Source organism: Haliea salexigens DSM 19537 (genome assembly GCF_000423125.1).
Classification (GTDB): Bacteria; Pseudomonadota; Gammaproteobacteria; order Pseudomonadales; family Halieaceae; genus Haliea; species Haliea salexigens.
This window is the reverse complement of record NZ_AUHJ01000003.1, coordinates 95,986-121,012: the sequence shown is the minus strand read 5'-3', so window position 1 is coordinate 121,012 and position 25,027 is coordinate 95,986. Positions and strand designations below refer to the sequence as shown.

Genomic DNA, 25,027 nt, shown 5'->3' with positions numbered 1-25,027 from the left:
TGCGTCTCACTCTTCCTTTGCGGCCGTGCCGGCTAGCCGGCGCAGGACGTAGTGCAGGATGCCGCCGTGGCGGTAATAGCTGAATTCATTGGGTGTGTCGATGCGGATGAGAGCCCGGAATTCGTTCTCCTTGCCGTCTGTACTGCGCACCTTCACGGTAACGTGTTTCTGTCCGGGCTCGACCGCGGCGATGCTGAATTTCTCCTCGCCCGTAAGCCCCAGCGTTTCGGCGTTCTCCCCTTCACTGAACTGTAATGGCAGTATGCCCATGCCTACCAGGTTGGAGCGGTGAATACGCTCGAAGCTCTCGGCAATGACTACGCGTACGCCCAGCAGCGATGGCCCTTTCGCCGCCCAGTCCCGAGACGACCCCGTGCCGTATTCCTTGCCGGCGAGAACCAGCAGTGGGACGCCTTCTTCGCGGTAGAGCTCCGCGGCCTCGAAAATGGACATTTGCTCGCCGTTGAGGAAGCAGGTGGTCCAGCTGCCCTCGGTGCCCGGCGCCAGCACGTTGCGCAGCCGGATATTGGCGAACGTGCCGCGCATCATCACCTCGTGATTGCCGCGGCGAGAGCCGTAGGAGTTGAAATCATCCACCGCAATATCGCGGTCCTGCAGGTACTGGCCGGCGGGGCTGTCCGGCGCGATGGCGCCCGCCGGTGAGATGTGATCGGTGGTGACGCTGTCGCCCACCATCACCAGGCAGCGGGCCTCATTTATAGCCTGTACGTCAGCCGCTTGCGGTGGCATCCCGTCAAAAAATGTGGGTTTGCGCACGTAACTGGATTCCGGCCAGGGATAGCGCTCGCTGTCGGCCACGGGGAGGTCATTCCAGATCGTGTTGCCGCTGTAGACGTCGGCATATTTCTCTCTGAACATCCCCGCGTTGACGGCACCGTCGACAATCTCGCGAATTTCTGCATTGCTCGGCCACAGATCGGCAAGCGTCACCGGGTTGCCGTCGGCATCCTCACCCAGCGCATCGTTGAACAGATCGACATCCATGTTGCCGGCCAGTGCATAGGCGACCACCAGCGGCGGCGAAGCCAGGTAGTTGGCACGCACATCCTGGTGTATGCGGCCTTCGAAATTGCGGTTGCCGGACAGCACCGAAGTTACCAGCAGGTTGCCCTTGGCGATGGCGGCGCTGATGTCGTCCGGCAGTGGCCCCGAATTGCCGATGCAGGTGGTACAGCCGTACCCCACGAGGTAGAAGCCGAGGGCCTCCAGGTCGTCCATGAGTCCGGTCTTTTCCAGATACTCAGTGACGACTTTGGAGCCGGGCGCGAGGCTGGTCTTTACCCAGGGGCGGGAGCGCAGGCCCAGCGCCCGGGCCTTGCGTGCAACGAGACCGGCCGCAACGAGCACGGCGGGGTTGGAGGTGTTGGTGCAACTGGTGATGGCCGCAATGACCACGGCACCGTGCTGCAGCTGGAATGATTTCCCGCCGCGCTGCACGGTAATGCCGTTCAGGGCAGTGGCCTCCTCGCCGTTGACCGTGCCACCTTCCTGCTCCCAGCCGCCTTCATCCTCCGATACCACGGTGAGTTCCTGGAATTCCCGCAGCACCTGCGTAAACGCCTGCTTGGCCTTGTTTACGGGCACCCGGTCCTGAGGTCTTTTCGGGCCGGCAATGCAGGGTTCAACGTCGCCCAGGTCCAGCGTGAGTGTGGCACTGTAGCGGGCTTCCACGCTATTCGCGTCGTGCCAGAGCCCCATGGCTTTCATGTAGCGCTCGACCAGGTTCAGTTGCTCCTCGCTGCGCCCGGTGAGGCGCAAATACTTCACGGTTTCCTCATCGACCGGGAAGATGCCGCAGGTAGCGCCATACTCGGGTGCCATGTTGGCGATGGTGGCGCGATCCGCCAGGCTTAAATGGACGAGGCCGGGGCCAAAGAACTCGACAAATTTGCCGACCACGCCGTGCTTGCGCAGTTGTTCGGTGACGGTGAGCACCAGGTCGGTAGCGGTTGCCCCTTCGGGCAGCTGGCCCTGCAAGCGAAATCCAACCACCTCCGGAATCAGCATCGTCACCGGCTGGCCGAGCATGGCGGCCTCGGCTTCAATGCCACCCACACCCCAGCCGAGCACGCCGAGGCCGTTGATCATGGTGGTGTGCGAATCGGTGCCGACCAGTGTATCCGGGTACGCCAGGGTCTGGCCGTCCTGTTCGGCACTGAACACGCCGCGTGCCAGGAACTCGAGGTTGACCTGATGCACAATGCCCGTACCGGGCGGCACTACCTTGAAGTTGTCGAAGGCTTCCTGTCCCCAGCGCAGGAACTGGTAGCGTTCCCGGTTGCGCTCGATTTCAACCGCCGTATTGCGCTCCAGGGAGTCCTCACCACCAAAATAGTCGACCATGACAGAGTGGTCGATGACCAGTTCGACGGGTGATAGCGGGTTGATCTTGCCCGGTTCGCCGCCAAGATCCACCATGGCATCGCGCATGACGGCAAGGTCCACGATAGCCGGCACACCGGTGAAATCCTGCAACAGCACCCGGGCGGGCACGAATGCGATCTCCTGGCTGGGTGTTGCATCGGGGTCCCATTGGGTCAGAGCCTCTATATCGGCGTCGGTGACGTAGGGTTCGTTGCCATGGCGCAGGAGGTTTTCCAGCAGCAGCTTGAGGGAATAGGGGAGGGTTTGTGTGTCTCCGCCGGCGCCATCCAGTGGAAAGATGGTATAGCGTGTGCCGTTCACATCCAGGGACTGTTCCCTGCGGTATTTTGTACTCATGCTGATGCCTCTCATTCGAGTGAACAAGCGGGAACCCTGTGTCCCGTTCAGTTACCCTAGCACAGGTCGGCGCGTCTGGCAGTTTGAGACGATCCGGCGGGGTTTGCGTAAGCTTGTATGATCAGCAACGCCGCCATTGCGGCGATGCCAACATTCAACGAGTAAGAGGAGACCGGGTGCATTATTTTACGCGATGGGCAATGGCGGGACGCACCGGCAGCTGGGCGCTATTGCTCTGGTTCCTGGCGGGTGTGTGCGCGGCGGATACCGGGGTTCGTGTGGGGCTGGCAACTGTCGAGACCACGGATATCCTGCGCGAGCTGCGCCTGACCGGAACGGTCACGGCGCAGCATGATGCCAGCCTGTCGGTGGCAGCGGCAGGCCTGGTGGCTGATATCGTAGTTGATACCGGGGCGCAGGTGGCGGCGGGGGATGTCCTGTTGCGCATGGACGCCGAGCTTGCCCAATTGCGTCACGCGGCCGCCCAGGCCCAGGTGGCGCAGGCAGAGGTGCGCGCGCGGGATGCCCAGCGGCGACTGCAGGAGGCGCAGACACTACTGCCGCAACGGAGCATTGCCGAAACCACGGTGCGGGAATTGGTCGCCGACCGCGATGCTGCGCGGGCGACACTGCAGCAGGTCACCGCCGAGGCTTCGCTGGCGCAGGCGCTGTTGGCCCGGCATACGCTGCGCGCTCCTTTTGCCGGCGTGATCAGCCTGCGCCGCGCCGAGCGCGGTGAATGGCTGACGCCGGGCCAGGCGGTCTTCGATCTGGTTGGTCTCGAAGACCTGCGCCTGGATTTTGCCGTACCGGAAGACTATCTGGCCTCCCTGCAGGAGGGCGCCCCCATGACCTTTACCACGGCGGCCAGGCCGGCACAGGAATTCACCGGTACGGTGGCCAGCCTGGTGCCGGTTACTGATACGGCGGCGCGTACCTTCCTCTTGCGCATCGCACCGGCCGACAGTGCACGTGATGCCTTGTTGCCCGGAATGTCGGTCAGTGCGCGTCTGGCCCTCGCCACTGGACGCAAGGGTATTTCAGTGCCACGCGACGCGCTCGTTCGCTACCCGGACGGGCGGGTTGTGGTGTGGACGGCCAAGCCCGAGGGCGGGGCGCTTGTGGCACGGGAGAATACGGTGACCACCGGCCTCGCGTTCGCCGGCCAAATCGAAATCACTCAGGGATTGACGGTAAACGAGCAGGTGGTAGTGCGAGGCAATGAAGCCTTGCAACCCGGCCTGGTGCTTGCACCCACGGGAGACACGCCATGACGCAGGGTTCAGCCGGCGTTTTCGAGCGTATCGTCGGCCGGGGCACACTGGTGACCGTTATCGCCCTGATCGTGACGGTCGTGGGTATTATTGCGGCGCTGCGTATACCCGTACAGATGATTCCGGATCTCGATGTGCGCGTGATCAGTGTGCGCACCACCTGGCCCGGCGCCACGCCCCAGGATGTGGAGAAAGAGATTCTCATCGAGCAGGAGGAGTACCTGCGCAACCTCCCCAGCCTGTCGCGCATTGTGGCGACCGCACGCGCCGGCCGCGCGGAAATCGAGCTGGAATTTCCCTTTGGCACCGATATCACGGAAATGCTGATTCGGGTCAGCAACGCGCTCAGCCAGGTGCCGGACTACCCGGAAAACGTCGACGAGCCGCGCATTTTTGCCAATTCGTTCTCGGCCAATGCCTTCATGTTTTTCAGTATAACGCCGCTGGCGGGTAACCCGCGCCAGGTGGATGTGAACCTGGCACTGGATTTTATCGAGGATGCGGTGAAGCCGCGCATGGCCCGGGTGCCCGGCGTTTCCGAAGTGAGCCTTGGCGGGGGCGCTGAACGGCAGATCCAGATTTTGATCGACCCGGCCCGCTTGGCACAGCGTGGCCTGACGCTGACTGACGTGCGCAATGCCGTGCGTTCCCGCAACCGCGATCGCTCCGCCGGCGATGTGCAGTCGGGCAAGCGGGAGTACCTGTTGCGCACCGTGGGCCGCTTCGCGGACCAGGCCTCTCTGGAACAGCTGATTCTGTTGCGTCGCGGGGATGCGATTACTCGTTTGAGCGATGTGGCGGACGTGACACTGGGCAGTTTTGAATCCCGCACCCTGTCGTTTTTCAATGACCAGACCAACATCTTCCTGTCTGTGCGCCGCGAGTCCGGTTCCAACGTCATTGCCATCAAGCGCGCGATGCTGGCGGAGCTCGACGCCGTCAATCAAGAGGTACTTGAGCCGGCGGGATTGCAGATGGTGCCGGTCTCCGATGACGTACGTTATGTTCAGGATTCGGTACGTAACGTCTGGCAGAACCTCATTCTGGGGGCGTTGTTTGCCACCCTGGTCATGTACCTGTTCTTGCGCTCTGCCCGCGCCACGCTGGTGGGCGTGATGGGCGTGCCCCTGTGCATCATTGTGGCCTTTCTCGGTCTTCTACTGGCGGGGCGCACCGTCAATGTCATCTCCCTGGCAGGTATCGCCTTTGCCATTGGCATGACCCTGGACAACAGCATTGTTGTGCTGGAGAGCATCGCCCTGGAGCGTCGGCGCGGTGCGTCCCGCCTGCGTGCTGCGGTCGACGGGGTGCGCCAGGTGTGGCCCGCTGTGTTTGCCTCCACCGCAACCACGATCCTGGTGTTCATTCCGGTCATGTTTGTGGAGGAGGAAGCCGGTCAGTTGTATTCGGATGTGGCCATCGCGATATCCGCGGCCATTCTGGCCTCCATGCTGGTGGCCATCACCGTGTTGCCGGCCGCAGCGGCGCGCCTGACCCTTGGGCGCGAGGGTGCGGTGCCGACATCGCGACCGCGCTTGCGGGACAAGACGTTGCAGGGGGTTGCCTGGTTGCTTGCGACCGCCGGCCGCCGGGTGGGTTGTGTTGTTTTGGTGGTCGCTGCCAGTTCCCTGGCAGTTATCACGCTGACGCCCGCCGCCGAGTACCTTCCCGAGGGCGAAGAGCCGAAAGTTTTTGCCCTGATGAGTGCGCCCCCGGGCTACAACCTCGATGCCATGGCGGAGATCGCCGAGGAAGTACGCACTGCCTTGTTGCCGTATGTGGATGCCGACCCGGATGCGTTCGCCCGCGGTGAAACCAGCATGCCGGCACTTGCTTACATTAATATGCGCGTGGCGCCGGACCAGTTGCGCATCATTGCCGAACCGCTCAACGCCGCCGAGGTGGATGCTCTGATGGACGCGCTCAGCACCGCATTTGAGCGCTACCCGGGCATGCGCGCCTTCGCGGCGCGAGGCTCCATTATCACCAGCAACGACGGGGGCACGCGCAGCGTGAATCTGGATGTCTCCGGGGCCGAGTTGACCGATATCTACAGGGTGGCGCTGGCCGCGTACCGGCGTGCTGAGGCGGCTTTCGAAAACCCGCGCATCCAGAGCCGGCCGTCGTCGCTGACCCTGGCCCAGCCGCTGGTTGAGGTGCACCCGGACTGGGAGCGCGCTGCCGAACTGGGACTCGATGCGGAGGCGATAGGCTTCACCGTTGCGGCATTGACCGATGGCAGCTACATCGATGAGTTCTTTCTCGCCGATGACAAGGTGGATATTTACCTCTACAGCGACGCCGGGCAGTCGGGCTCACTCGACGCGCTGCCTCATCTGCCCGTCTACACCCCGGTGGGAACGGTGGTTCCCCTGGGCTCCCTGGCAACGATCACCGAGACGGTGGACACCGCACAGGTGCGGCGAGTCAATGGCCGGCGCACGGTCACACTGAACATCATCCCCCCGAGGTCGGTGCCGTTGGAAACCGGGGTCGCCATTGTCCGAGAAGAGGTGGTGGATGCCCTGACGGCTGCGGGTGAAGTGCCCGCCGGTGTGAGCCTGGCGATCTCCGGCGCTGCGGACCAGCTTGATGCAACCCGTGCCTCGCTGTTGAGCAATTACCTGGTGGCGCTGCTCATCGTCTACCTGCTGCTGGTGGCAATATTCAGCCATTGGGGGTATCCCCTGTTGATCATGACGTCGATTCCACTGGGTATTGCTGGTGGCATGGTTGGCCTGTGGCTGCTGAATGTGGTGGGCGGCTGGTTGCCGCTGTTCGGGCTCGCGGAAATTGTGCAGCCATTTGACATGATCTCCATGCTTGGCTTCCTGATCTTGATGGGCACGGTGGTCAACAATCCCATCCTTATTGTCGACCGTGCGGTCGCCAATGTATCCGACGCGGGTATGGAGGTGGTTGCGGCGGTGCAGGAAGCCGTAGAGGCGAGGCTGCGGCCTATTGCCATGTCCACCATTACCACGCTCAGCGGCCTCGCACCCCTGGTGCTGCTGCCGGGCGCCGGTACCGAGCTTTATCGCGGGGTAGGTGTGATTGTGATGTTTGGTATTCTGGGCTCTGCTGCTGTTACCCTGACGCTGCTACCCGCCCTGACGGTGATGGTGTTGCAGTGGCAGCAGCGTCGTCTTGCGAGATCTGCAGGAGTTGATTGACATGAAGTCCGCACTGGATGACCACTACCGGTCTGCGCAGTGGCCAATGCCACCTGAGGCGCTCACTGCTGAGGGCGCGGCGCGCAGGGTGGGTGTGGAGCTCGAGTTCTCGGGGCTTCGGCTGGAGAAGATCGCGGCATTGATACGCGAGCAACTCGGCGGGGAGCTGGAGTCCGTTTCGCCCTATGAAAGTGTGGTGCGCAACACCGATCTCGGCGACTTCAAGGTCGAGCTCGATTCCGCCTGGCTCAAGCGCCGCGGCCGGGAGCGGGTCAGCGATACCACTGACGAACTGAGTATGCTCGGCGAAAGCGTGCTCAAATTGGCGGCCGAACAGCTGGTGCCGTTTGAAGTGGTGAGCCCCCCCATTGCCATGGCGGACCTCTGGCGCCTGGGTGCGTTGTTGCGGGTACTGCAGAGCAGCGGTGCCCGCGGTACGGCTGACGCGCCGCATTATGCCTTTGGCCTGCACCTGAATCCGGAGCTGCCGGGCCTTGATGCCGCAACGATTCTGAATTACCTGCGCGCGTTCTGCTGTCTGTCCGATTGGCTCCGTGTGCGCAGCAAGGTCAATCTGAGCCGCCGCATCACGCCCTATATCGATCCCTACGACAAAAACTATGTGAGCCAACTGCTCGCAGCCGATTATGCGCCCGACCAGGCGCAGTTGATTGCTGACTATCTGGCGGCGAACCCCACGCGCAACCGCGCCCTGGACATGTTGCCCCTGTTTGCCCACCTCGACGCGTCGCGTGTGCGTGACGCCATTGCGGATGGCCGCGTGTCTTCGCGGCCTACGCTGCATTACCGGCTGCCCAACTGCGAGATTGATGACCCCAGCTGGTCGCTCGCGCGGCCCTGGCGCGATTGGCTGCAGGTAGAGGCGCTGGCCTGCGACCCGCCGCGACTGGAAGCTGCGATGCAAGCTTATCGCAAACATCTGGGGGGGTTCAGCAGCGGACTGTTTGGCGACTGGGCCCTGTCCAGCGCGGATTTCCTGTTACCGGAATTGTGTTGAGGAGCGATTCTGGCCGCGCGCCGGTGAAGCCGGGCGTGTCTGGTGCTAAACTGGCGCAAATGACGTTAAGGAGAATGCCGACCCATGAGTGCAGCTGACGCGGAAAATCATCAACAGTGCATGGAACGTTTTATCGCACTGGCAAATACCATGAAGAATGAAGGGGTATCCACGCGAGTGGTTTCCGCCGCATTGATGACTGCCTCCGGGGTGTATGCCACCTATTCCGTGGCCGGCAACTCCGGTGGCCTGCATGAGTCGGGGGTCGAAAAAGTTGCCGCCGCCTACAAGCAGAACCTGGAGAACATCCAGCGTTTGAAGCGTGCTGAGTCCGGTGAGGACCAGGGCGACGCCTGAAGCGATCGGCGCCGGTTAAGAGAACTGCGCCGTGTCCGGGATCTGCACCGTTTCATAGTTCCGCGCGGATTTCGCGGATCTGCTCGAGGAAGTGGCCCGGCGCCAGCATGGCCTTCAATTCCTCGGCGGTTACCGGGCGGCTGAACAAATAGCCCTGGATAACATTCGCACCCTGGTCCGTCAGGAAGTTGAACTGCTCGCTGGTTTCCACGCCTTCGGCGACCAAGTCCAGGTTCATCGACTGGCCCATGGCAATAATGGCCCGCACGAGGCTGGCATCGTTGTCACTCTTGTCGAAGTCGATCACAAAGCTGCGGTCGATTTTCAGTTCGTCGAGAGGGAAACGGCTCAGGTAGCTCAGCGAAGAATAGCCAGTGCCGAAATCGTCGATCGAGAGCCGCAGGCCCATAGCCTTCAGTTCACGCAGTGCGCGCACCGTGGTTTCACTGTCCTCCACCAGAATGCTCTCGGTGAGCTCCAGTTCAAGGGAGGAGGCTGGCAACCCGCTGGTCTGCAGTATTTCGCGTACCGTTGGGCAAAAGTTGCGGGTGAATTGCAGCGCCGATACGTTCACGGCGATCTTCGGCAGAGTGAAGCCTTGTTGGCGCAGGTCGACCAGGTCGCGGCAGGCCTGCCGGATACCCCAGCTCCCCAGCTCTCCGATCAGGCCAATTTCCTCGGCTACCGGAATAAAGCGGAAAGGCGGAATCATGCCCTGCTCCGGATGCTGCCAGCGAATCAGGGCCTCCGCGCCGATCACCGTGCCGGTGAGTGTGTCTACCTGCGGTTGATAGTGGAATAGCAGCTCGTTCCGTTCCAGCGCCTTGCGCAGGTCCGTCTCCAGACGCAGGCGCTCAACGCCGGCGGCGTCCATGTCCGACGTGTAAACGACATAGGTGTTCTTGCCCTGCGACTTGGCGTGGAACATCGCAGTGTCGGCTGCTTTCAATAGCCCCTCAAGTTCGCTGGAATGGTCGGGCGCCATGGCGATACCAATGGAGGGCGTAATCACCAGTTCGTGGTCATCAATCACCACGGGCTGCAGCAGGGTATCCAGCAGGCGCTGCGCGACTGTGCGCACCGCCTGTTCATCCTCAACCTGGTTCAGTACCACAGTGAACTCATCGCCACCCAGGCGCGACACATCAATGCGGGAATCCGAGTCGACAAAGTGTGCGACCACGTCGCTTTCCCGCACACAGGCGGCCAGGCGCCGTGCGACTTCCTTCAACAGCGCATCGCCTGCACTGTGGCCCAGTGAATCATTGACGCGTTTGAAGTTGTCCAGGTCGAGGAAGAGCAGGGCGAGCTTTTCATTGTTGCGTTTGCTCAGGCGCAGCAGCAGGTCCAGTTGCTCCGTAAACAAGCGCCGGTTGGGCAGCGAGGTGAGGCTGTCGAAATACGCCATCTGCCGCAGGCGGTCTTTGGTCTCGGTGACCTGCCGCACGGCCTGGTTCAGTTCCTGGTTACGCTGCGAAAGCTGCGCGGTGCGCTCTTCGACCTTCATGCTCAGCAGCTGGTGGTCAACGCCGATCTGTGTCTTGTAATTGTGCAGACCGCCGATGATGGCGTTCAGTACATTGGCAATTTCCTTGACTTCGCCCTCGCCCTCTATGGTCAAGGGTTCGCCCACGTTGCCGGCAGTGATGTCATCCGCCATGCGCGCGAGTTTGGCCAGGGGGCCGGTCAGTTTGCGCGTATAGCGTGTGACAATCAGACTGCCAATCAACAGCAGGAGCAGGGTGATGCCGGCAATGGTGCCGAGCGTTGGCAGTAGCGACACGAGCAGCATGCTGCGGCTGATACCCACGTGCACGAAGCCGGCCACAAACTGGCTGCCCGTCGGCTGAGCGAGCGACGCCCCGAAGTCGCGCCGCGTGAGGTCCTCGCGCAGGGGATTCAGGCCCGACAGAATAGGGATGGAAGCATTCAACACCTGTTCGCCGCCGGTGACCGATGCCATCAGCTCCGCCGCATCCGGGGGTGGCAGCCCCTCTTGTACTGTTAAACCTGTTTTGTCGTGACTGGCCCCCCCGCGCAGTACGTTCAGCGCTGGCAGTTTGCCTTCAATATCCTCAATGGCGGATTGTTCTACCACCTCGATGCCGTCAACGGTATCAATACGCACATAGCTGATGGCGGGCGACAGGGTTTGCAGGCGTTCGAGAAAGTTGTGCAGCGTGCGGCGCTCCCGCAGTTGCAGGTCGGCGGCCAGTGCAGTTTCCCGCGTGATTTCGGTCGTCAGGGTGCTGATCAGGCTATCGCGCAGCAGGAAGTACTCCCGTATACCCGTAGCGGTAAGGATCAGCAGTGCCATCACACTGGCAGTGCTGACGACCATGAGGTTGATGCGGCCGGCGACAGTCAATGGATTGCTCCCTTGCCGCTACCGTTGCCGGTATCGGACTGAGGCGAGGTGTACACCTCGGACAGTGGTACTGGCAGCCCCTGCGGATTGATGACCCGGGCGTGACGCCGGTTGAGCAGGCGTGGCTCGGGTACACCGCAGGAGTGAGCGATGATTTCCACTTCATGCATAAGGTTGGTGGCGTAACTCGCTACGCGAACGGCCTTGTCACTCGGGTCCAGGCCGCGCTGCAAGTCGGGGTCGTGTGTGGTGACCCCGGTGGGGCAGGTGTTCTTGTTGCATTGCAGTGCCTGAATGCATCCCAGCGCAAACATGAAGCCGCGGGCAGAGTTGACGCAATCGGCACCCATGCAGAGGGCGGCAGCCACGCCGGAGGGATTGATCATCTTGCCGGAGCAGATCACGCGCACGCGGTCGCGCAGGCCATACTGCAGAAGCTTGTCGACCACCAGCGGCAGGCTGCTGCGCAGGGGCAGGCCCATGAGGTCAATGAGGCTTTGCGGCGCCGCTCCCGTACCGCCATCGGCGCTGTCGATGGTGACGAAATCCGGGGCGTGGTCCAGCCCCCGCTGATTGATGCGCTGACAGAATTCATCCAGCCAGCTGCTTTCGCCGAGTGCGAACTTTATGCCGGTCGGCTTGCCGGTGACCTCACGTACGTGACGAATCATGTCCAGCAGGTCGTCGATGTTGCGAACCTCCGGATGTCGATTGGGGCTTATCGAATCCTCGCCTTCGGGAATGCCACGTGTGCTGGCAATCACGCTGGTGACCTTTGCCCCGGGAAGAATGCCACCTTTGCCGGGTTTGGCGCCCTGGGAAAGCTTGATTTCAAACATGCGCACCTGTTCGTGGCTGGCAATGTCGCGCAGCCGCTCATCGCTCAGTCGGCCTTCGCCGTCGCGCACCCCGTATTTGGCAGTACCTATCTGGAAAACGATGTCGCAGCCGCCCTCGTAGTGAAAGGGAGAAATGCCGCCTTCGCCGGTATTCAGCCAGAGTCCTGCTCTGGCGGCGCCGCGGGACAAGGCGCGCACAGCGGGCTCGGAAATGGCACCGAAGCTCATGGCCGAAATGTTGAAGAAGGAAAATGTGCTGTAGGGCGTGCGGGTGTAGCCTTCGCCAAACACGATTGCGGTGCGGGCCGGCACCTCCTCGTCGAGGGGAGGGATCAGCGCATTGAGGAAAATGAAATCGCCGGGTTGATTCAGCGGCAGGGTGGAGCCGAAAGCCACGGTCGAATCCAGATTCTTGGCAGCGCGATACACCCAGGAGCGCTGAGCGCGATTGAAGGGCAGTTCTTCCCTGTCCTGGGCGAAAAAATACTGGCGGAAAAACTCTCCAATGAACTCGAAGAAATAACGGAAGCGGCCGAGGACCGGGTAGTTGCGGCGAATGCTGTGGGTGGTCTGGCGAACGTCGACAACGTACATCCAGCAGACCGCAACCACCAGCCCCAACAACCCGAGCGCAAAAATGAAGGCGAAGGCGTCCAGAAAACCGGCGGTAAAGTGTTTCAGGGTTTCCATGCGCTGCCCTTTTTCTGTGCAGGTTTAAAGGTACGTTATTTGCCCCGTGTGGAGCAATGGCCTTGATGGCTCCACACGATAAAGCGGGCGCGGAGTGCGGCCGCAGCGCGTTGTGACTCACGCAGCGGGGGCCGCGGGGGCGGCATGGACTTGCTGTGCTCGAGGGTGACGAGCTCCGTCACGTGGCCATCGGCGATGAGCTTGTCCAGCCCAGCCTGCAGGCGGTTCGGTTTGCGCGCCTGCAGGTCGAGCACGCCGACAGCGGCGCCACTGCTCAGCGCCTCGTAGAGCATCGCGGCGCTATCCGCGGTCACCCAGATAATGCCGCATTGATCGTATTGCGCCCTCAGATCTGCGGATGACGTTTCAGCTGCGGGGAGTACGTGGCACCGGTCATCGTGCAGCGTGCTCAGCATCGGCACGAAGTCGTTCGGCGTGCGACGCGATGTCGCAATCTGCCAGTTGACGTCGGGCAGGTTGCAACGCAGGCGCTGAATCTGCTCTACGACCTGCTCAGCGTCCCAGTGAAAGTGGCGCGATGGCCCACCGATGAGTATCAGTCCCCGTGAGGGGTCTACGCGGGTTGCGGGCCGCAGGGGGTTGAGCGGCCCACGGGTGACGATATTCCGGCGCGACATCTCTAGCCCATCGTGTTCCGGTACGATGCAGGCATCGAACAGCGGGCGCAGCACACCGGGGTTCATCAGGGCAACCAGTTTGCCGCCATGCCACCAGCGTGCTTTCAGCCCCGCCCAGTGGGTGCGCCTGCCACACACCAGAATCAGCTCGGGCCGGGGCAGGTCAGCGGCACCAGACCGGTAGGGAAGCCAGTATACCGCCGCGTTTTGTTGCTCTTGCAGTGCTCTCGCGAGGCCTTCCAGTTGCCGCCTGTGACCGCTTGTGGCGTCGTGTATGCACCAGACAACGCGCGGCCAGCTACGTCCCTGCTCTCTGCGGCGGGTCTCCTGCGGCAGTGGCGTGTGCCTGGCGGTCCTCAATATGGACACATGTGGCTCCCGGTGGCTGGCGAAAAATCTCCGGGCTTTAGATTAGCGCTGCAGACGCCGCTTGTAGACGTTAAATGACAAAAAAGTGGGAAAAACCCGGCGCTTGTCTAGCGCAGCTGGTTTCCCCAATGCCGGCAGCGCAGCGCATTGAAACGGTCCTTTAGTTCCCGCCGCTGCCGTTTCCAGCGATCCATCTGGCTTGCAGAGGCGCCGTGCTGTCGGCGGTCGTCCAGGCGTTCTATCTGTTGCTGCAATTTACGGCAGAGCTGCAGGCTGGCGTCCGGCTCTTGCCCCTGTGACAGCGCCGGCAGCAGGAGCAGCAACAGGGCGAGCAGCGCGGCGCGGCGGCCGTGCCTGGGCGCGCCTGGAAGGGCTGCAGATAAATTGGGTGTGCATCGTTCTGGCATGGCGTTTTCCTCCGGTATGGTCTGCACAGTGTAGGTGCGGCTGCGTGTCGCCACTGCGGCGTGGGCGTATTTGACGGAATGCGACCGCGAGCGCCAGCGCGCTTTGCCCGACGGTACCGTGGGCCGCGCTGACCGGGTACGCCCCGACCCCCTCGGCGAATCCTCGCAGGAGGTGGAAGCGCCATTGGACATGCCTGAGCGGTTTACCTTGACCCACGCGCGAACAGCTCATTAAAATTAACCGCGGTATAAAAATCATTCAAACGCAGAGGTTGCCACGGTGTTCATTCTGTTTGAGGTATTCGGCGCATGATCCGTGCGCAGCACTGGCCGTGGTTGCAGCTTGTCGTCGCCTTTCTGATCCAGGCCACAGGCACAGGCGCCCTGAGCTATTCCTACAGCGTGATTGCGGTACCCCTGGCCGAGACCTACGATGCCAGCCGCATGACGCTGATGCTGGGGCTCACCTGCATGACACTGGGGGCCGGCATGGTGTCGCCGCTGGCGGGGGTCGCAATTGATCGCCTGTCGCTGCGACTGATCATCATCTTCGCGATCTTGATGACGGCCACGGGGTTTGTGGCGCTATCCCTCACTACCGCGATGTGGCAGGTGCCGGCCATTTACGGCCTGATCTTCTGCTTTGGTTACGTGCTGCTGGGGCCGCTGTCGGCCTCGACCTTGCTGGCTCGCTGGTTCACCCGCAACCGTGGGTTGGCACTGGGTATTGCAGGAGCGGGCACGTCGTTTGGCGGCTTCCTGTTTCCGCCGCTCATTACCTGGCTTACCGATTTGCTGGGCTGGCGGCTTGCGCTGCAGGTCTTCGCCGGGGTGATCGCGCTGATTGCTGTTCCCGTGGCACTGCTGGCGGTGGACCGCCCGGCGAGCAAAGGTTTTAGCCCGCCGGCTGATGGTGCCGCCGAGCATGAAGCGCACAGCGGTGAACGCTTCAATTCCACCGATGCGATCCTGCGCCACCGCGGTTTCTGGCTGATCGCCGTGTCGGTGGGTTTCATGTTTGCCGCCTACACGGCGACGGTGGGCAGCCTCATGCCCTTCATTCTTGATACCGGGGCGACGCGCGAGCAGGGGGCGATGCTGATTGCCAATCTGGCGCTGGCAGCGGTGCCGGGCACGCTGCTTTTCGGCTGGTGCGCCGACCGCTTCGATGTGCGTCTTGCCCTTGCGGCGGTCATGGCATTGATGGGGATTGGTCTGTCGCTGTTCTGGGGAGAGCCGGATATGCCGAGGTTGGTCGCGGGCAGCCTGATTATGGGCCTCGGCGGCGGCGGCATGTTACCGGTATGGAGCTCTTTGCTGGCGCAGGTTTACGGGGTATTGAACTACGGGCGGGTCATGGGGCTCATGGCGCCGGTATTGCTGCCCTTCAACCTGCTGACGCCGCCGCTGGCAGGCTGGGTGCGCGACATCAGTGGTTCTTATGACCTGGCGTTCATGGGGTTCGTGTTGCTGTTGCTGCTGGCCGTCGCGATGATTCCGTTGATCGAGCGCAGTGGTTCCACGTCGCGACGCGCCTCAGCTGCCGAGGGGTAAACCACGACCGGTATCAGCCGGTCGCTTGAGCACCGCTGGTGCCATCGCTTGAGGTGGCTGCCTCGGCCGGGCTCTGGCCCCCATTGATGGCGTCGACCACCGATTGCGCGTTGCGTATCGCCCCTTCGATATACCCCACCCCGGTACAGTCGCCCGCTTCGTGCACGGCAAAGCCATTGTTGCGTAGCAGCTGCGCGACGCTGGAATCGCCGCTGGCGCCCTTCGCCACGATCACTTGTTGCGACTTTACACGCTGCGCATTGCCCGCGGCGTCCTCAAAGGTCACGGCATCGGCTTCGATGCGGATATTGGTCGCGGAGGGCTGCAGAACAGCCCCGTGTTCACGCAGTTCGGCCAACAGGCGCATGCGGCGCACGATGGGCAGGCCTGCGCCAAAGCGCGGCGCTTCGTCGACTACGGTAACCACGCGCCCGCGCTCGAGCAGAAACTCAGCCAGTTCCACACCGACCAACTCACCGCCAATGATGACAATATGCTTTCCCAACGGCATCCAGGCGTGGGTCAGTTTGCGTACGAGGTCCAGATTGGCGCTGAGGCCGGTGGCCGCGCCGATGCGGGTAGCCATTCGCGTGAGGCCTGACGTGCGGGATTTGAGTCTGGCTGAGCTCTCCCCCAGGATCAGCTTGCGCATGTCATCGCCACTGAAGACGTGGTGTTGCTCGTTCCCGGGTATCTCTGGCAGGTCGCGTTTGGCCCCGGTGGCGACGATGACAGCGTCCGCGCCCAGTGAACGCAGCAACTCGGGTGTAGCCTCGGTGTTCAGGCGCAAGTCAACATCCGCCTGGCTCACTTCCCGGCGCAGCCAGTTCAGGAAACGCTGGTTGGGTTGGTAGGCCAGTGAGGCGAACTGCAGGGTGCCCCCGAGTCGTGGGCCGCGCTCCAGGAGCGTGACTTTGTGCTGATCGCGCGCAAGCAGGCGCGCTGCTTCCATGCCGGCGGGGCCGCCGCCCACAATGGCAATGTGAAGCGGGGCGCTGGAGCGCGGGCGGGCGATGCGCAGGTGCTCCACGCCAATCTCCGCATTGACCGCGCAGCGCGTGGAATCGCCGGTGTAGATGGCGCTGGCGCAGGTAATGCAATAGACACAGGGCCTGATGGCCGCAATGTCGCCCGCCGCGAGTTTGTTGGGGAGCTCCGGGTCTGCCAGCAGCTTGCGGCCCAGTCCCAGGAAGTCGAAGGTTCCCTTCTGCAGTTCCGCCTCGCCGACATCCAGCTCAATGCGCCCGGAGGCGATCAGCGGAATCTTGACGACCTGTCGCAACGCGGCGGTGGCAGGCAGGTTGGCCCCGGGGATTTGTGGGATATTGGATTCCGAGTGCAGCTTGCCGTAGGCGGTTTCATGGTAGGCGCTGACCGTGATGGCGTCGGCGCCCGCCTGCTCGACGAGTTGTGCCGTGCGCTTGGCATCCTCCAGTGTAATCCCGCCTTGCTTGCCGACTTCACGCGAGTCGAGTTTGACCCACAGTGCGAACTCTGCCCCCACTTCAGCACGCACCGCATGGATGACTTCCAGCAGCAGGCGCGCGCGATTCTCTACACTGCCGCCGTAAGCATCGGTGCGTGTGTTGGTTTTCGGGGAAATGAAGGAGGACAGGATATAGCCGTGCCCGCCATGGATCTCGATGCCGTCAAAACCTGCCTGTTTGGCGCGCCGTGCGCCCTCGGCAAACTGTTGCACAACGAGTGCGATATCCGCCTGTTCCAGCACCTTGATCTGCGGAGGGCTGCTCATGCCGGCAGACATTTTTGCCAGCTCCTCGGGCAGGAAGTAGCTCAGGAAATCTGCATCCTTGACAGGTGTCGGCATGGCCGGCGCCCAGAGTGGGTGGCCATCCCGGGCGCTGTCCCCCGCGACCAGTCCACCGTGGTGCAGCTGCACAGCGGCCTTGGCACCGTGGCGATGCACGGCATTGACCAGCTTCTCGAGGCCGGGCAGGAACCGGTCCTCGGAAATGCCGACCTGCCAACGCTGCACCCGGCCCACGGGCAAAGCCACACCGGTTGCGCCGGTAATCACCAGGCCAACACCGCCGCGTGCCTGTTCCTCGTGGTAGGCGATCAGCCGTTCACCCGCGCTGCCATCGCTCTCGGCGAAGTTGACCCCCATGGCCGTGACGATCATGCGGTTTTTCAGTTCAAGCGCACCGATTCGGGCGGGGGACAGAAGTGTGGGGTACTGCGATGTGCTCATGCGGGGGTCTCCGTGCGCTGATGTTCAGCCGGTGCGCTGCCACAGCAAGGTGGGCACGTAGCCCTGTGCGTTGGCGGCGGCGGTCAGCGTCAACTGATGGTTGTCGAGGTGGTAGGTTCGCGGGAAAACGGCACCGGCCCAGCTCAATACGGAAGCCCCCTGGACGAAATGCGTCACTTCGCTGCGGGCTTCGTTGACCTCGAAGCGCCCGAAGTAGCTGGAATAGCACCCATAGGAAAGGGCCAGGTCCGGCGTCACGCCGGCCGGTAGATCGTCGGCGGAAGGGGGCGCGGCGCCGGGTTGCATCAGGTGCACCGACAGCTCACCGCCTGTGCCATAGAACAGCAGGCCACGCGGCGTGAGCCCCATGGGGTGGAGGGTGGAGCCGTCTGCTGTGGTCAGCGTGTAGGACACCAACTCCCAGCACCCTGCCAGTGCTTGCGCGTCACGCATCGTGGTATTGAACCTGTACTCAACGGGTCGATCCCGCCAGCATACTTCATAAGGCAGCGGGCTCCGGGTTTCCCGTCGCCGGCGGGGGTGCAACAGGCAGCGGATACCAGCTATTTATACCGCGCAGCTGTGCCTTCCCAGTCGCGGTCGTTTCTGCTAACGCCAGCGCTGAGGCGCGGGGTACAGTCGGAATATTAATAAGCATAATTTTTATTACTGGAGGTTTTGCCCATGCGTCATATCTCGTCCGTATCCCTGCTGGCATCGTCGATTGCCCTGGCCATCAGCGGCGGCGTTGCGGCCCAGGAAAACCAGCGCAATATTGCGCTGGAAGAAATCATCGTTACGGCGCAAAAACGCGAGCAGAATCTGCAGAGCGTTCCCATTGCGGTGACCGCGCTCAATGCACAAACGCTGAACATGTTCCGCGTGACCAACACCGAGGACCTCAGCAACCTGGCGCCGAACCTGAATATCCAGAATCAGGGCCGCGGCACCATCCCCCAGATCAATATTCGCGGTGTGTCCTCAGGCGTGTCGGCGGCTGAAGTGGATCCGAAGATCGCCACCTACCTCGACGGCGTGTACATCGGGCGTACCATTGGGTCAATCTTCGATATGGCCGATATCGAGCGTGTTGAAGTCCTGCGGGGGCCGCAGGGCACGCTGTTCGGGCGCAACGCCACCGGTGGCGCCATCAGCATTACCACATCGGCGCCTACCGGCGAGTTTGGCCTGTCACAGGACGTCTCGGTAGGTAACCTCAACGCTCAGCGGTTCCGCACGATTCTGAACCTGCCGTCCATGGGGCCATTGAGCGTCAAGCTGAGCTACCTGTATGACAAGAATGACGGCTATTCTGACAACCTGATCGCCGGGCGCACACTGGATCTGCGCCTGCGCAACCCTGATATGGGCGTGCTCACCTACGCCGAGAACCTGGGCAGCAAGAATGTCGAGGCCTTCATGTTGGCCGCCAACCTCGATTTTGACACGGTGACCGTAGACTATCGCTTCGACTACACGGACAGCGTAACCGTCGGTGCGCCTGTGCAGCAGGTGGGTATTATCGGTGCGACGGCGCCGCTGGTTGGCGGGATCAACCAGTTCCAGCCGTTGTACGGCGGCATTACCAACCTGAGCACAACGCCCCTCAAGGACGTTGCCGCTGCGACCAGCGAGGAGCCGCTGCTGATTCAGGGGCATAACGTGACCCTGAGCTGGGAGATCAACGACAACCTGAGCCTGAAGAGCATCACCGCGTATCGGGAAATGGACCAGCGCCCGGCAATCTACGACCTGGGCGCTACCGGCGGCTGGAAGTTCACCGCTGCACAGCTCGGTGCGCTGTTGCAGGGTGATGTCGGGGGCATTCTGGCTAACCCGCCCGGCCCCAACGACTCGCTGTTTACCCTGTTGACCGCGCGGTCGCTCAAGCAGGAGCAGTTCAGTGAGGAGCTGCAGTTAACCTGGGCCACTGACAGCTATACCCTGGTGGGTGGCGTGTTCTACTTCCAGGAAGAAGCCGAAGCACGCAACGTACTCGGTGTGCTGCAGCCGGTAGCGAATGGTGTCGTGATTCCCACGCCCTTCGACGCCATTTTCGGCAGCGGGGTTAACTCAACCGACACCGACAACAGTTCCTGGGCGGTATTCGCCGAGGGTACGTTCCACGCCACAGAGAAACTCGACGTCACGCTGGGTATTCGGCGTACGGAAGACGAGCGTGAAATCGACCTCGTGGATATCAGTGCCACATCGGGTGGCGGCAACCTCGGCGAAGGGCTATACACGCTCGAATACGGCGAGACCAACTACAACGTCGTGCTTAGCTACAACTGGGCGGATGACGTAATGACCTACGCCAAGGTGAGCACGGGTTTTGTTGCCGGCGGTATTCTCAACGGTATCTCCTATGACCCTGAGTCCATTACCAATTACGAACTGGGCCTGAAGTCGCAGTTTATGGATAATCGCCTGCGCTTGAACGCCGCGGCCTTCTTCATGGATTACGAAGATCTGCAGGTACAGCTGTTCGAGGATGGCGTGCAGAGCTTCGAGAATGCCGGGCAGGTGGAAGTGACCGGCATTGAACTGGAACTGGACGCCATACTTGGTGAAGGCCTGACTCTGAGCACCACCCTGGGTGCCTACGATTACGAGTACAAGGAATACATTCGCGGTGGCGTTGATGTAGCCGATCAGGTGCGCCCGATACGTGCGCCGGACTTCAATACCCGTATCTCGCTGCAGTACGACTTTGCCCAGAAGATGCTGGGTGGCTCGCCCTTTATGCGCCTGGACAGCCGTTATTTGGCAGAAGGTGAGAACACGGCCTTTGCCAGTGGCTTCCCCGAGGCTGACCGCCTGTCACAGCGCGAGGCCTACTGGTTGTTGAATGCACGTGCCGGTGTGATGGAAATTCCCATGGGCTCCGCGGTCAGCAGTGTATCCTTCTGGGTCAAGAACCTGCTGGATGAAGATGAGATCAACGTGTTCGGCAACGAAGTCATTAACATGACCGCCCAGTACAATATGCCGCGCACTTACGGCATTGATTTCAATATCACCTTCTAGAGGAACCGCTCAGGTGAGCCTGCCCTGCTCTCAGGGCAGCTCACCGCACAGTGCCTGCACAAGGCTGCGCGCGGTCCAGGGCGCTGTAGCGTATTTGCCGGTGTCAATGCTCAGGTAGTTGCCCGAGCGTGTGACACCATAGTCATAGCGCTTGTGCAGTGACGCCGCCGGGTCCGACAACTCGCCGCGGCCGGCGGCAAATACCCAGCCGCCCTCAACCCGGCTACTTTCCATTTCCGCGCGAATATCGCCCACCCAGGGCAACAGCGACTGCAGCGTGTCCAGCACGGTGCTGGTCAACAGGGCGGGGTCCGGCAGATTGAGGGTGTGCAGGGGCGGTGGTTCCACTGCCGAGCTGTCGACCCGCAGGCCCGCGGGATACCACGAGAGATAGAAGTCGCGTCCGTTGTAGTTCTTGATGTCGCCAAACGGCCCCGTTGCGATAATGGCACAGGGCGTGTGAACAGGCCGTCGGGTACGCAGGAATATCGATTGACGATAGCGATTGGACCAGACCCCGCACGGCATGATGCCAGCGCTTTCATCAACAGCCATGCGGCCCTGCCACAGCGCGTTGACGACGTGGCTGTAGGTCTCTGTGTGACTGGCATTCGTTGCCACCGTCCACGGCCCGTGTACCGATTCCCCAGCGGGGTGGGCGGCGAGCACTCGCTCCCCCATGCGCAGGTGAATCAATGGTTCAGCAGCCACCGCCGCCTGGAAACGGTTTGCAATCCAGGTCGTCTCGACGGAGCGCTCGGGCACGTGAAACCCTGCCACAATCTCTCTCGAATCGCCGTTGGCCGCCAGCTCTGCCGCCGAGAGCCGGTTGCTGGTGGCGCCTGAGACATCGGTCAGATAGTGGTGCGCATCGGGGTGTGCTCGCACCAGCTCGCTGACCCGATCGAGGTACTGCGCCATATCATCGGCGGTGACTACTGAGTCGCGATGGCAAAGATAGATGTCATCCTGTGCGGTAACAACGGGGTCCAGAGACGTTGCGAGCAGGTCTTCAACCAGTGGTTTGAACAGCAATCCACCGCTCAATACGTGCCGTGCGGAGTGCAGGGAGCTGTCTGCCGAATAGATATAGCCGAGGTGAATTTTGCCTTCATTCCAGCGGCTGGCTCCGGTAAAGGGTTCAGGGGCTTCGTCGAACAGCGTGACCGCAATACCCTTGCGCGCCAGATACAAGGCAACCGAGCAGCCCATGATGCCGGCGCCCAGAACGGCGATATGGCGTGTTGCCTTCACGGGGCGGGTTCGCCCTGCAGGAAATAAGAGCTGGCGTCATAGGGGTCGCTGGCGAGCACCAGAAGCACGCTATGCTGCTCGACATAAGTTTGCTCGCCCCACACCCCTGCGCTTACCAGTAGCGCTGGACCGTTGCTGTCCAGCGTGACCTCCGCTCGCTCGCTCCCGTATTGCAGCGCAACATCGATTCGCCCCGCGAGGCAGACCAGTAATTGCTGGCCGCGACGATGGCCGTGTCCACCGCGTTGTGTGCCGGGATCTGCTTCCGATACGGTAAATAGGCGCTGTGGTGCGAAAGGCAGCTGGTCGAACTCCAGCGGCAGCAGGCATCCCCTTGCATCGCGATGTCGCTGCAGGTGCAACAGGTGCGCTTTGCCATCAAACCAGCAGTCCTGCGTAGTGGCAGCAAGTGTCATGCGGGTGAACCGCTCTGCGGTCGGTTCTGGTCCAGGTAGTGCACCAGGGGCGCGCCGATATCCAGCTTGGCCGTACTGCTGAGGCCGGAGTTCCACAGCTCGCGCAAACAGGCGCAGAGCACTTCAAACCGCTGGTGGGGCGTGAAGGCCCAGCTGCGTGACAGGCTACCGGGTTTATAGTACTTGAAGCACAGGGTTTCCGGCACGCGCACGAAGTTGCCCAGCAGGCTCATGTGGAACAGCCAGGGCATGTCGGTAGAAAATTCCCCGGCGCCGTGCAACTTCAGTCCACCGATCTGGCGTACTTTCTCCAGGCGAAAAACACCGCGGTTGGGAACCCACCATTTGAGCCCGCCGGCCAACATCAGGTGTCCTCGTTCCGCGGGATTGGTGATGCCGTCGAGCTCATTCAGCACCCAGTGTTCCTCGCGGCCATCGGTGTGTGTGAGGTGGACATCCGAAAAACTCACTACGGCATCGGGGTCGCTATCCAGCGCGGCGACCAGCCGCTCTACATAGGTGGGTGCTATCACATCGTCGTGAAACGCGAAAAGTGCATAGTCGGCGTCCGCCAGTGCAAGCAGTGCATTGCAATTGCCGACATAACCCAGGCGTTGCTCTTGCCGGACCACACGAAAGCGCGAGTCAGCTTCAGCATGTGCGCAGCAGAGTTCAAACGTGTCATCGTCACAGTCGTCTACCGACACAATAACGCTGAAGTGTGCATAGGTTTGCGCGGAGAGGGAATCGAGGGTTGCCTGGATGAAGTCAGCTGCCTGCCAGGCAGGCAACAGGGCACAGACGGAGGCGTGTGCCGTTGTGGGGTGTTGATTCATGGTCCGCTGAATCCCTGGCGGGTGGTTTCTGATTTCCCGGCAAGTCCGGTACGTGCTCGACATTTAAGCACGCTGGTCGCCTTTAATGTCGTTTTACCCGGTAAATTTTACAGCGCAGGTGCAAAAAGTACACGCGATGTTCACAGGTGGGTGTCGATTGGGCGCGGCCTGCGCCATCGAGGCGCACTGGCACAGCAATTGCAACACCACCGGGGTAAGGGCAGGACGCCTGCCGCTACTGTAATGACTATCTGGAGGCGATATGACAAGCACAGGCAATGAGAAAGACAGCTACGAACAATTCATGGGGGCCCTTGAGGTGACCAACGACGCGCTCACCGAGTTGCGCGATACACCGGTCATCAAGAGCATCGTTGAACTCATGGACAAGCAGGCGGAAGGTCGCAAGTTCGGGGTGGCGGTGTACGAAAATGATGCCGAGAACCCGCACGACTATTTCACGGTGCGTATGCATAACAGCAAGCTGCAATTGGCATCTCACGGCAAGGATGCACCGGATATCGACTGGAAAGTGTCAATGGATTATCTGCGTGATATCAACCAGAACCCGAAAAAATATATTGAGGACCCGTGGAAGCTCGACGTCGAGTGGTTGAAGAACCGGTTGCAGGCCGGCGCGTAGCGGGGTAGCCCGTGGTCGATCCCGTTCCTGAGCAGCACGCGCTGCCGGCAGTTGCGCGTGAAGTCAGCAAATTGTTGGGGCTTCCGGTGCAGTCCGGGCATGGGATGGACGTGCTGATCAATGGCGATGAGATTTTCCCGGCCATGCTGCAGGCCATCGCGGGTGCCAGGCGTGAAATCTGTTTTGAAACCTTCATCTACTGGTCAGGCGATATAGCGCAACGGTTTGCCAGCGCGCTCAGCGACGCTGAACGGCGCGGCGTATCGGTTTATGTCTTGCTGGATTGGTGGGGCGCCCAGGAGATGGATGAACACTTGATCGAGCAGATGCGGGATGCAGGTGTTCTTGTGCGTCACTTCAACCCCCTGCGCTGGTGGCAGCTGCAGCGCATGAACTACCGAACGCATCGCAAAATACTGGTGGTCGACGAGGAAGTCGCGTTCACCGGCGGGGTCGGCATTGCGGAAGAGTGGTGCGGAAACGCAAGAGGCCCGCATGAGTGGTATGACCTTCATTATCGGATGACGGGTCCCGCTGTGGGGGAGATGCGTGCTGCGTTCGCTGAAGTCTGGAGCGAGGTGTTGCAGCAGCCTTGCCTGCCGGCAGCCTCTACCCTTTCGTCGAGCCCGAAGCAGGCGGGTGGCGACGCCGCGCAAGTGCTCAGCAGTGCGCCCCGGAGCGGGAGTGAGCGCGTCTATGAGCTGTTCCGGTACGCCATTGAGTCCGCGACCGACTCATTCCTTGTGATCACGGCGTACTTCGTGCCTGACCGGGAAACGATTGCCGCACTCATTGCCGCTGTCAAGCGAGGGGTGAGCGTACAGGTGATGGTTCCGGGCCCGCATATCGATTCCCAGGTGGTCCGTTACAGCTCGCGGTCCTCTTGGGGGGAGTTATTGCAAGCGGGGGTGCGCATTCACGTGTTTACCCCGACCATGCTGCATGCGAAGGCCACAATCGTCGACTCAGAGTGGGTAATTGTTGGCTCGGCAAATTTCGATAACCGGTCTTTTGCGCTCAATGACGAAATCCTTGTGAATGTCTTCAGTGATGCGTTTGCTGCCGCACACTCGGCAATTTTTCGCGAGAATCTGGTGCGGTGTGAAGCATTGGATTACGACCGATGGCGGAAGCGCGGCGCTCTCACCCGCGTCAAGGAGTTCTTTTCCGACCTGCTTCGCCCCCAGTTGTAGCAGGTCCCCATTTC

General features: G+C 61.6%; 18 protein-coding genes. 8 read left to right on the top strand and 10 right to left on the bottom strand.

Annotation, left to right across the window (positions count from 1 at the left end; all coding sequences use genetic code 11):
• Positions 1-6: 6 nt before the first annotated feature.
• Complete coding sequence (gene acnA, locus G533_RS0104765) at positions 7-2,742, bottom strand: aconitate hydratase AcnA (RefSeq protein WP_027948977.1); 2,736 nt, start codon at positions 2,740-2,742, stop codon at positions 7-9.
• A 200-nt stretch (positions 2,743-2,942) separates the two neighbouring features.
• Between acnA and G533_RS0104760 the strand changes: the two genes are divergently transcribed.
• The 4 genes from G533_RS0104760 to G533_RS0104745 all read left to right on the top strand — a co-directional run bounded on the left by G533_RS0104760 (position 2,943) and on the right by G533_RS0104745 (position 8,564).
• Complete coding sequence (locus G533_RS0104760) at positions 2,943-4,016, top strand: efflux RND transporter periplasmic adaptor subunit (RefSeq protein WP_027948976.1); 1,074 nt, start codon at positions 2,943-2,945, stop codon at positions 4,014-4,016.
• Positions 4,013-7,189 carry an efflux RND transporter permease subunit gene (locus G533_RS0104755; RefSeq protein WP_027948975.1) on the top strand — a complete coding sequence of 1,059 codons (3,177 nt, stop codon included), beginning with the start codon at positions 4,013-4,015 and terminating at the stop codon, positions 7,187-7,189. The genes G533_RS0104760 and G533_RS0104755 overlap by 4 nt, the downstream gene beginning before the upstream one ends.
• 1 nt (position 7,190) lies before the next feature.
• Positions 7,191-8,207 carry an amidoligase family protein gene (locus G533_RS0104750; protein ID WP_051229979.1) on the top strand — a complete coding sequence of 339 codons (1,017 nt, stop codon included), beginning with the start codon at positions 7,191-7,193 and terminating at the stop codon, positions 8,205-8,207.
• Positions 8,208-8,291: 84 nt separating this feature from the next.
• Positions 8,292-8,564, top strand: coding sequence for a DUF3144 domain-containing protein (locus tag G533_RS0104745; protein ID WP_027948973.1), 273 nt, complete (start codon positions 8,292-8,294; stop codon positions 8,562-8,564).
• A gap of 52 nt (positions 8,565-8,616) precedes the next feature.
• Here the strand turns inward: G533_RS0104745 and G533_RS23330 are convergent, their stop codons facing one another.
• The 4 genes from G533_RS23330 to G533_RS23325 all read right to left on the bottom strand — a co-directional run bounded on the left by G533_RS23330 (position 8,617) and on the right by G533_RS23325 (position 13,875).
• A complete protein-coding gene (locus G533_RS23330; RefSeq protein ID WP_051229978.1) occupies positions 8,617-10,932 on the bottom strand; it encodes a putative bifunctional diguanylate cyclase/phosphodiesterase in 2,316 nt (771 codons plus the stop codon).
• Positions 10,929-12,461 carry an FMN-binding glutamate synthase family protein gene (locus G533_RS0104735; protein ID WP_027948972.1) on the bottom strand — a complete coding sequence of 511 codons (1,533 nt, stop codon included), beginning with the start codon at positions 12,459-12,461 and terminating at the stop codon, positions 10,929-10,931. Before G533_RS0104735 ends, G533_RS23330 begins: the two co-directional genes overlap by 4 nt.
• 35 nt (positions 12,462-12,496) lie before the next feature.
• Entirely contained in the window at positions 12,497-13,468 is a 972-nt protein-coding gene (locus tag G533_RS20555; protein ID WP_051229977.1) for an ELM1/GtrOC1 family putative glycosyltransferase, read from the bottom strand.
• Positions 13,469-13,575: 107 nt separating this feature from the next.
• Entirely contained in the window at positions 13,576-13,875 is a 300-nt protein-coding gene (locus G533_RS23325; protein WP_051229976.1) for a hypothetical protein, read from the bottom strand.
• 309 nt (positions 13,876-14,184) lie between these two features.
• Here G533_RS23325 and G533_RS0104720 point away from each other — a divergent pair, with 309 nt between their 5' ends.
• Complete coding sequence (locus tag G533_RS0104720; protein ID WP_027948971.1) at positions 14,185-15,429, top strand: MFS transporter; 1,245 nt, start codon at positions 14,185-14,187, stop codon at positions 15,427-15,429.
• A gap of 13 nt (positions 15,430-15,442) precedes the next feature.
• On the opposite strand, the gene G533_RS20545 is transcribed toward G533_RS0104720, so the two are convergent.
• Complete coding sequence (locus G533_RS20545) at positions 15,443-17,641, bottom strand: NAD(P)/FAD-dependent oxidoreductase (protein WP_084638799.1); 2,199 nt, start codon at positions 17,639-17,641, stop codon at positions 15,443-15,445.
• 24 nt (positions 17,642-17,665) lie between these two features.
• On the bottom strand, positions 17,666-18,094 hold the full coding sequence (locus G533_RS0104710) for a lipocalin-like domain-containing protein (protein WP_027948970.1): 429 nt from the start codon (positions 18,092-18,094) through the stop codon (positions 17,666-17,668).
• A 231-nt stretch (positions 18,095-18,325) separates the two neighbouring features.
• Between G533_RS0104710 and G533_RS0104705 the strand changes: the two genes are divergently transcribed.
• On the top strand, positions 18,326-20,671 hold the full coding sequence (locus tag G533_RS0104705; RefSeq protein ID WP_027948969.1) for a TonB-dependent receptor: 2,346 nt from the start codon (positions 18,326-18,328) through the stop codon (positions 20,669-20,671).
• Between the two features lie 30 nt (positions 20,672-20,701).
• Here G533_RS0104705 and G533_RS0104700 read toward each other — a convergent pair whose 3' ends face one another.
• From G533_RS0104700 to G533_RS23320, 3 genes are read right to left on the bottom strand one after another with little or no spacing between them, the layout of a single operon-like run.
• Positions 20,702-21,925 carry an FAD-dependent oxidoreductase gene (locus tag G533_RS0104700; protein WP_027948968.1) on the bottom strand — a complete coding sequence of 408 codons (1,224 nt, stop codon included), beginning with the start codon at positions 21,923-21,925 and terminating at the stop codon, positions 20,702-20,704.
• A complete protein-coding gene (locus tag G533_RS20540) occupies positions 21,922-22,341 on the bottom strand; it encodes a sugar 3,4-ketoisomerase (protein WP_051229975.1) in 420 nt (139 codons plus the stop codon). The genes G533_RS0104700 and G533_RS20540 overlap by 4 nt, the downstream gene beginning before the upstream one ends.
• Positions 22,338-23,177: a glycosyltransferase family 2 protein gene (locus G533_RS23320; RefSeq protein ID WP_027948967.1), complete on the bottom strand. Its 840-nt coding sequence runs from the start codon at positions 23,175-23,177 to the stop codon at positions 22,338-22,340. The genes G533_RS20540 and G533_RS23320 overlap by 4 nt, the downstream gene beginning before the upstream one ends.
• 262 nt (positions 23,178-23,439) lie before the next feature.
• Here G533_RS23320 and G533_RS0104685 point away from each other — a divergent pair, with 262 nt between their 5' ends.
• Both G533_RS0104685 and G533_RS20530 read left to right on the top strand, forming a co-directional pair.
• A complete protein-coding gene (locus G533_RS0104685) occupies positions 23,440-23,820 on the top strand; it encodes a hypothetical protein (protein WP_027948966.1) in 381 nt (126 codons plus the stop codon).
• 11 nt (positions 23,821-23,831) lie between these two features.
• Positions 23,832-25,013 carry a phospholipase D-like domain-containing protein gene (locus G533_RS20530; RefSeq protein ID WP_051229974.1) on the top strand — a complete coding sequence of 394 codons (1,182 nt, stop codon included), beginning with the start codon at positions 23,832-23,834 and terminating at the stop codon, positions 25,011-25,013.
• Positions 25,014-25,027: the final 14 nt, after the last annotated feature.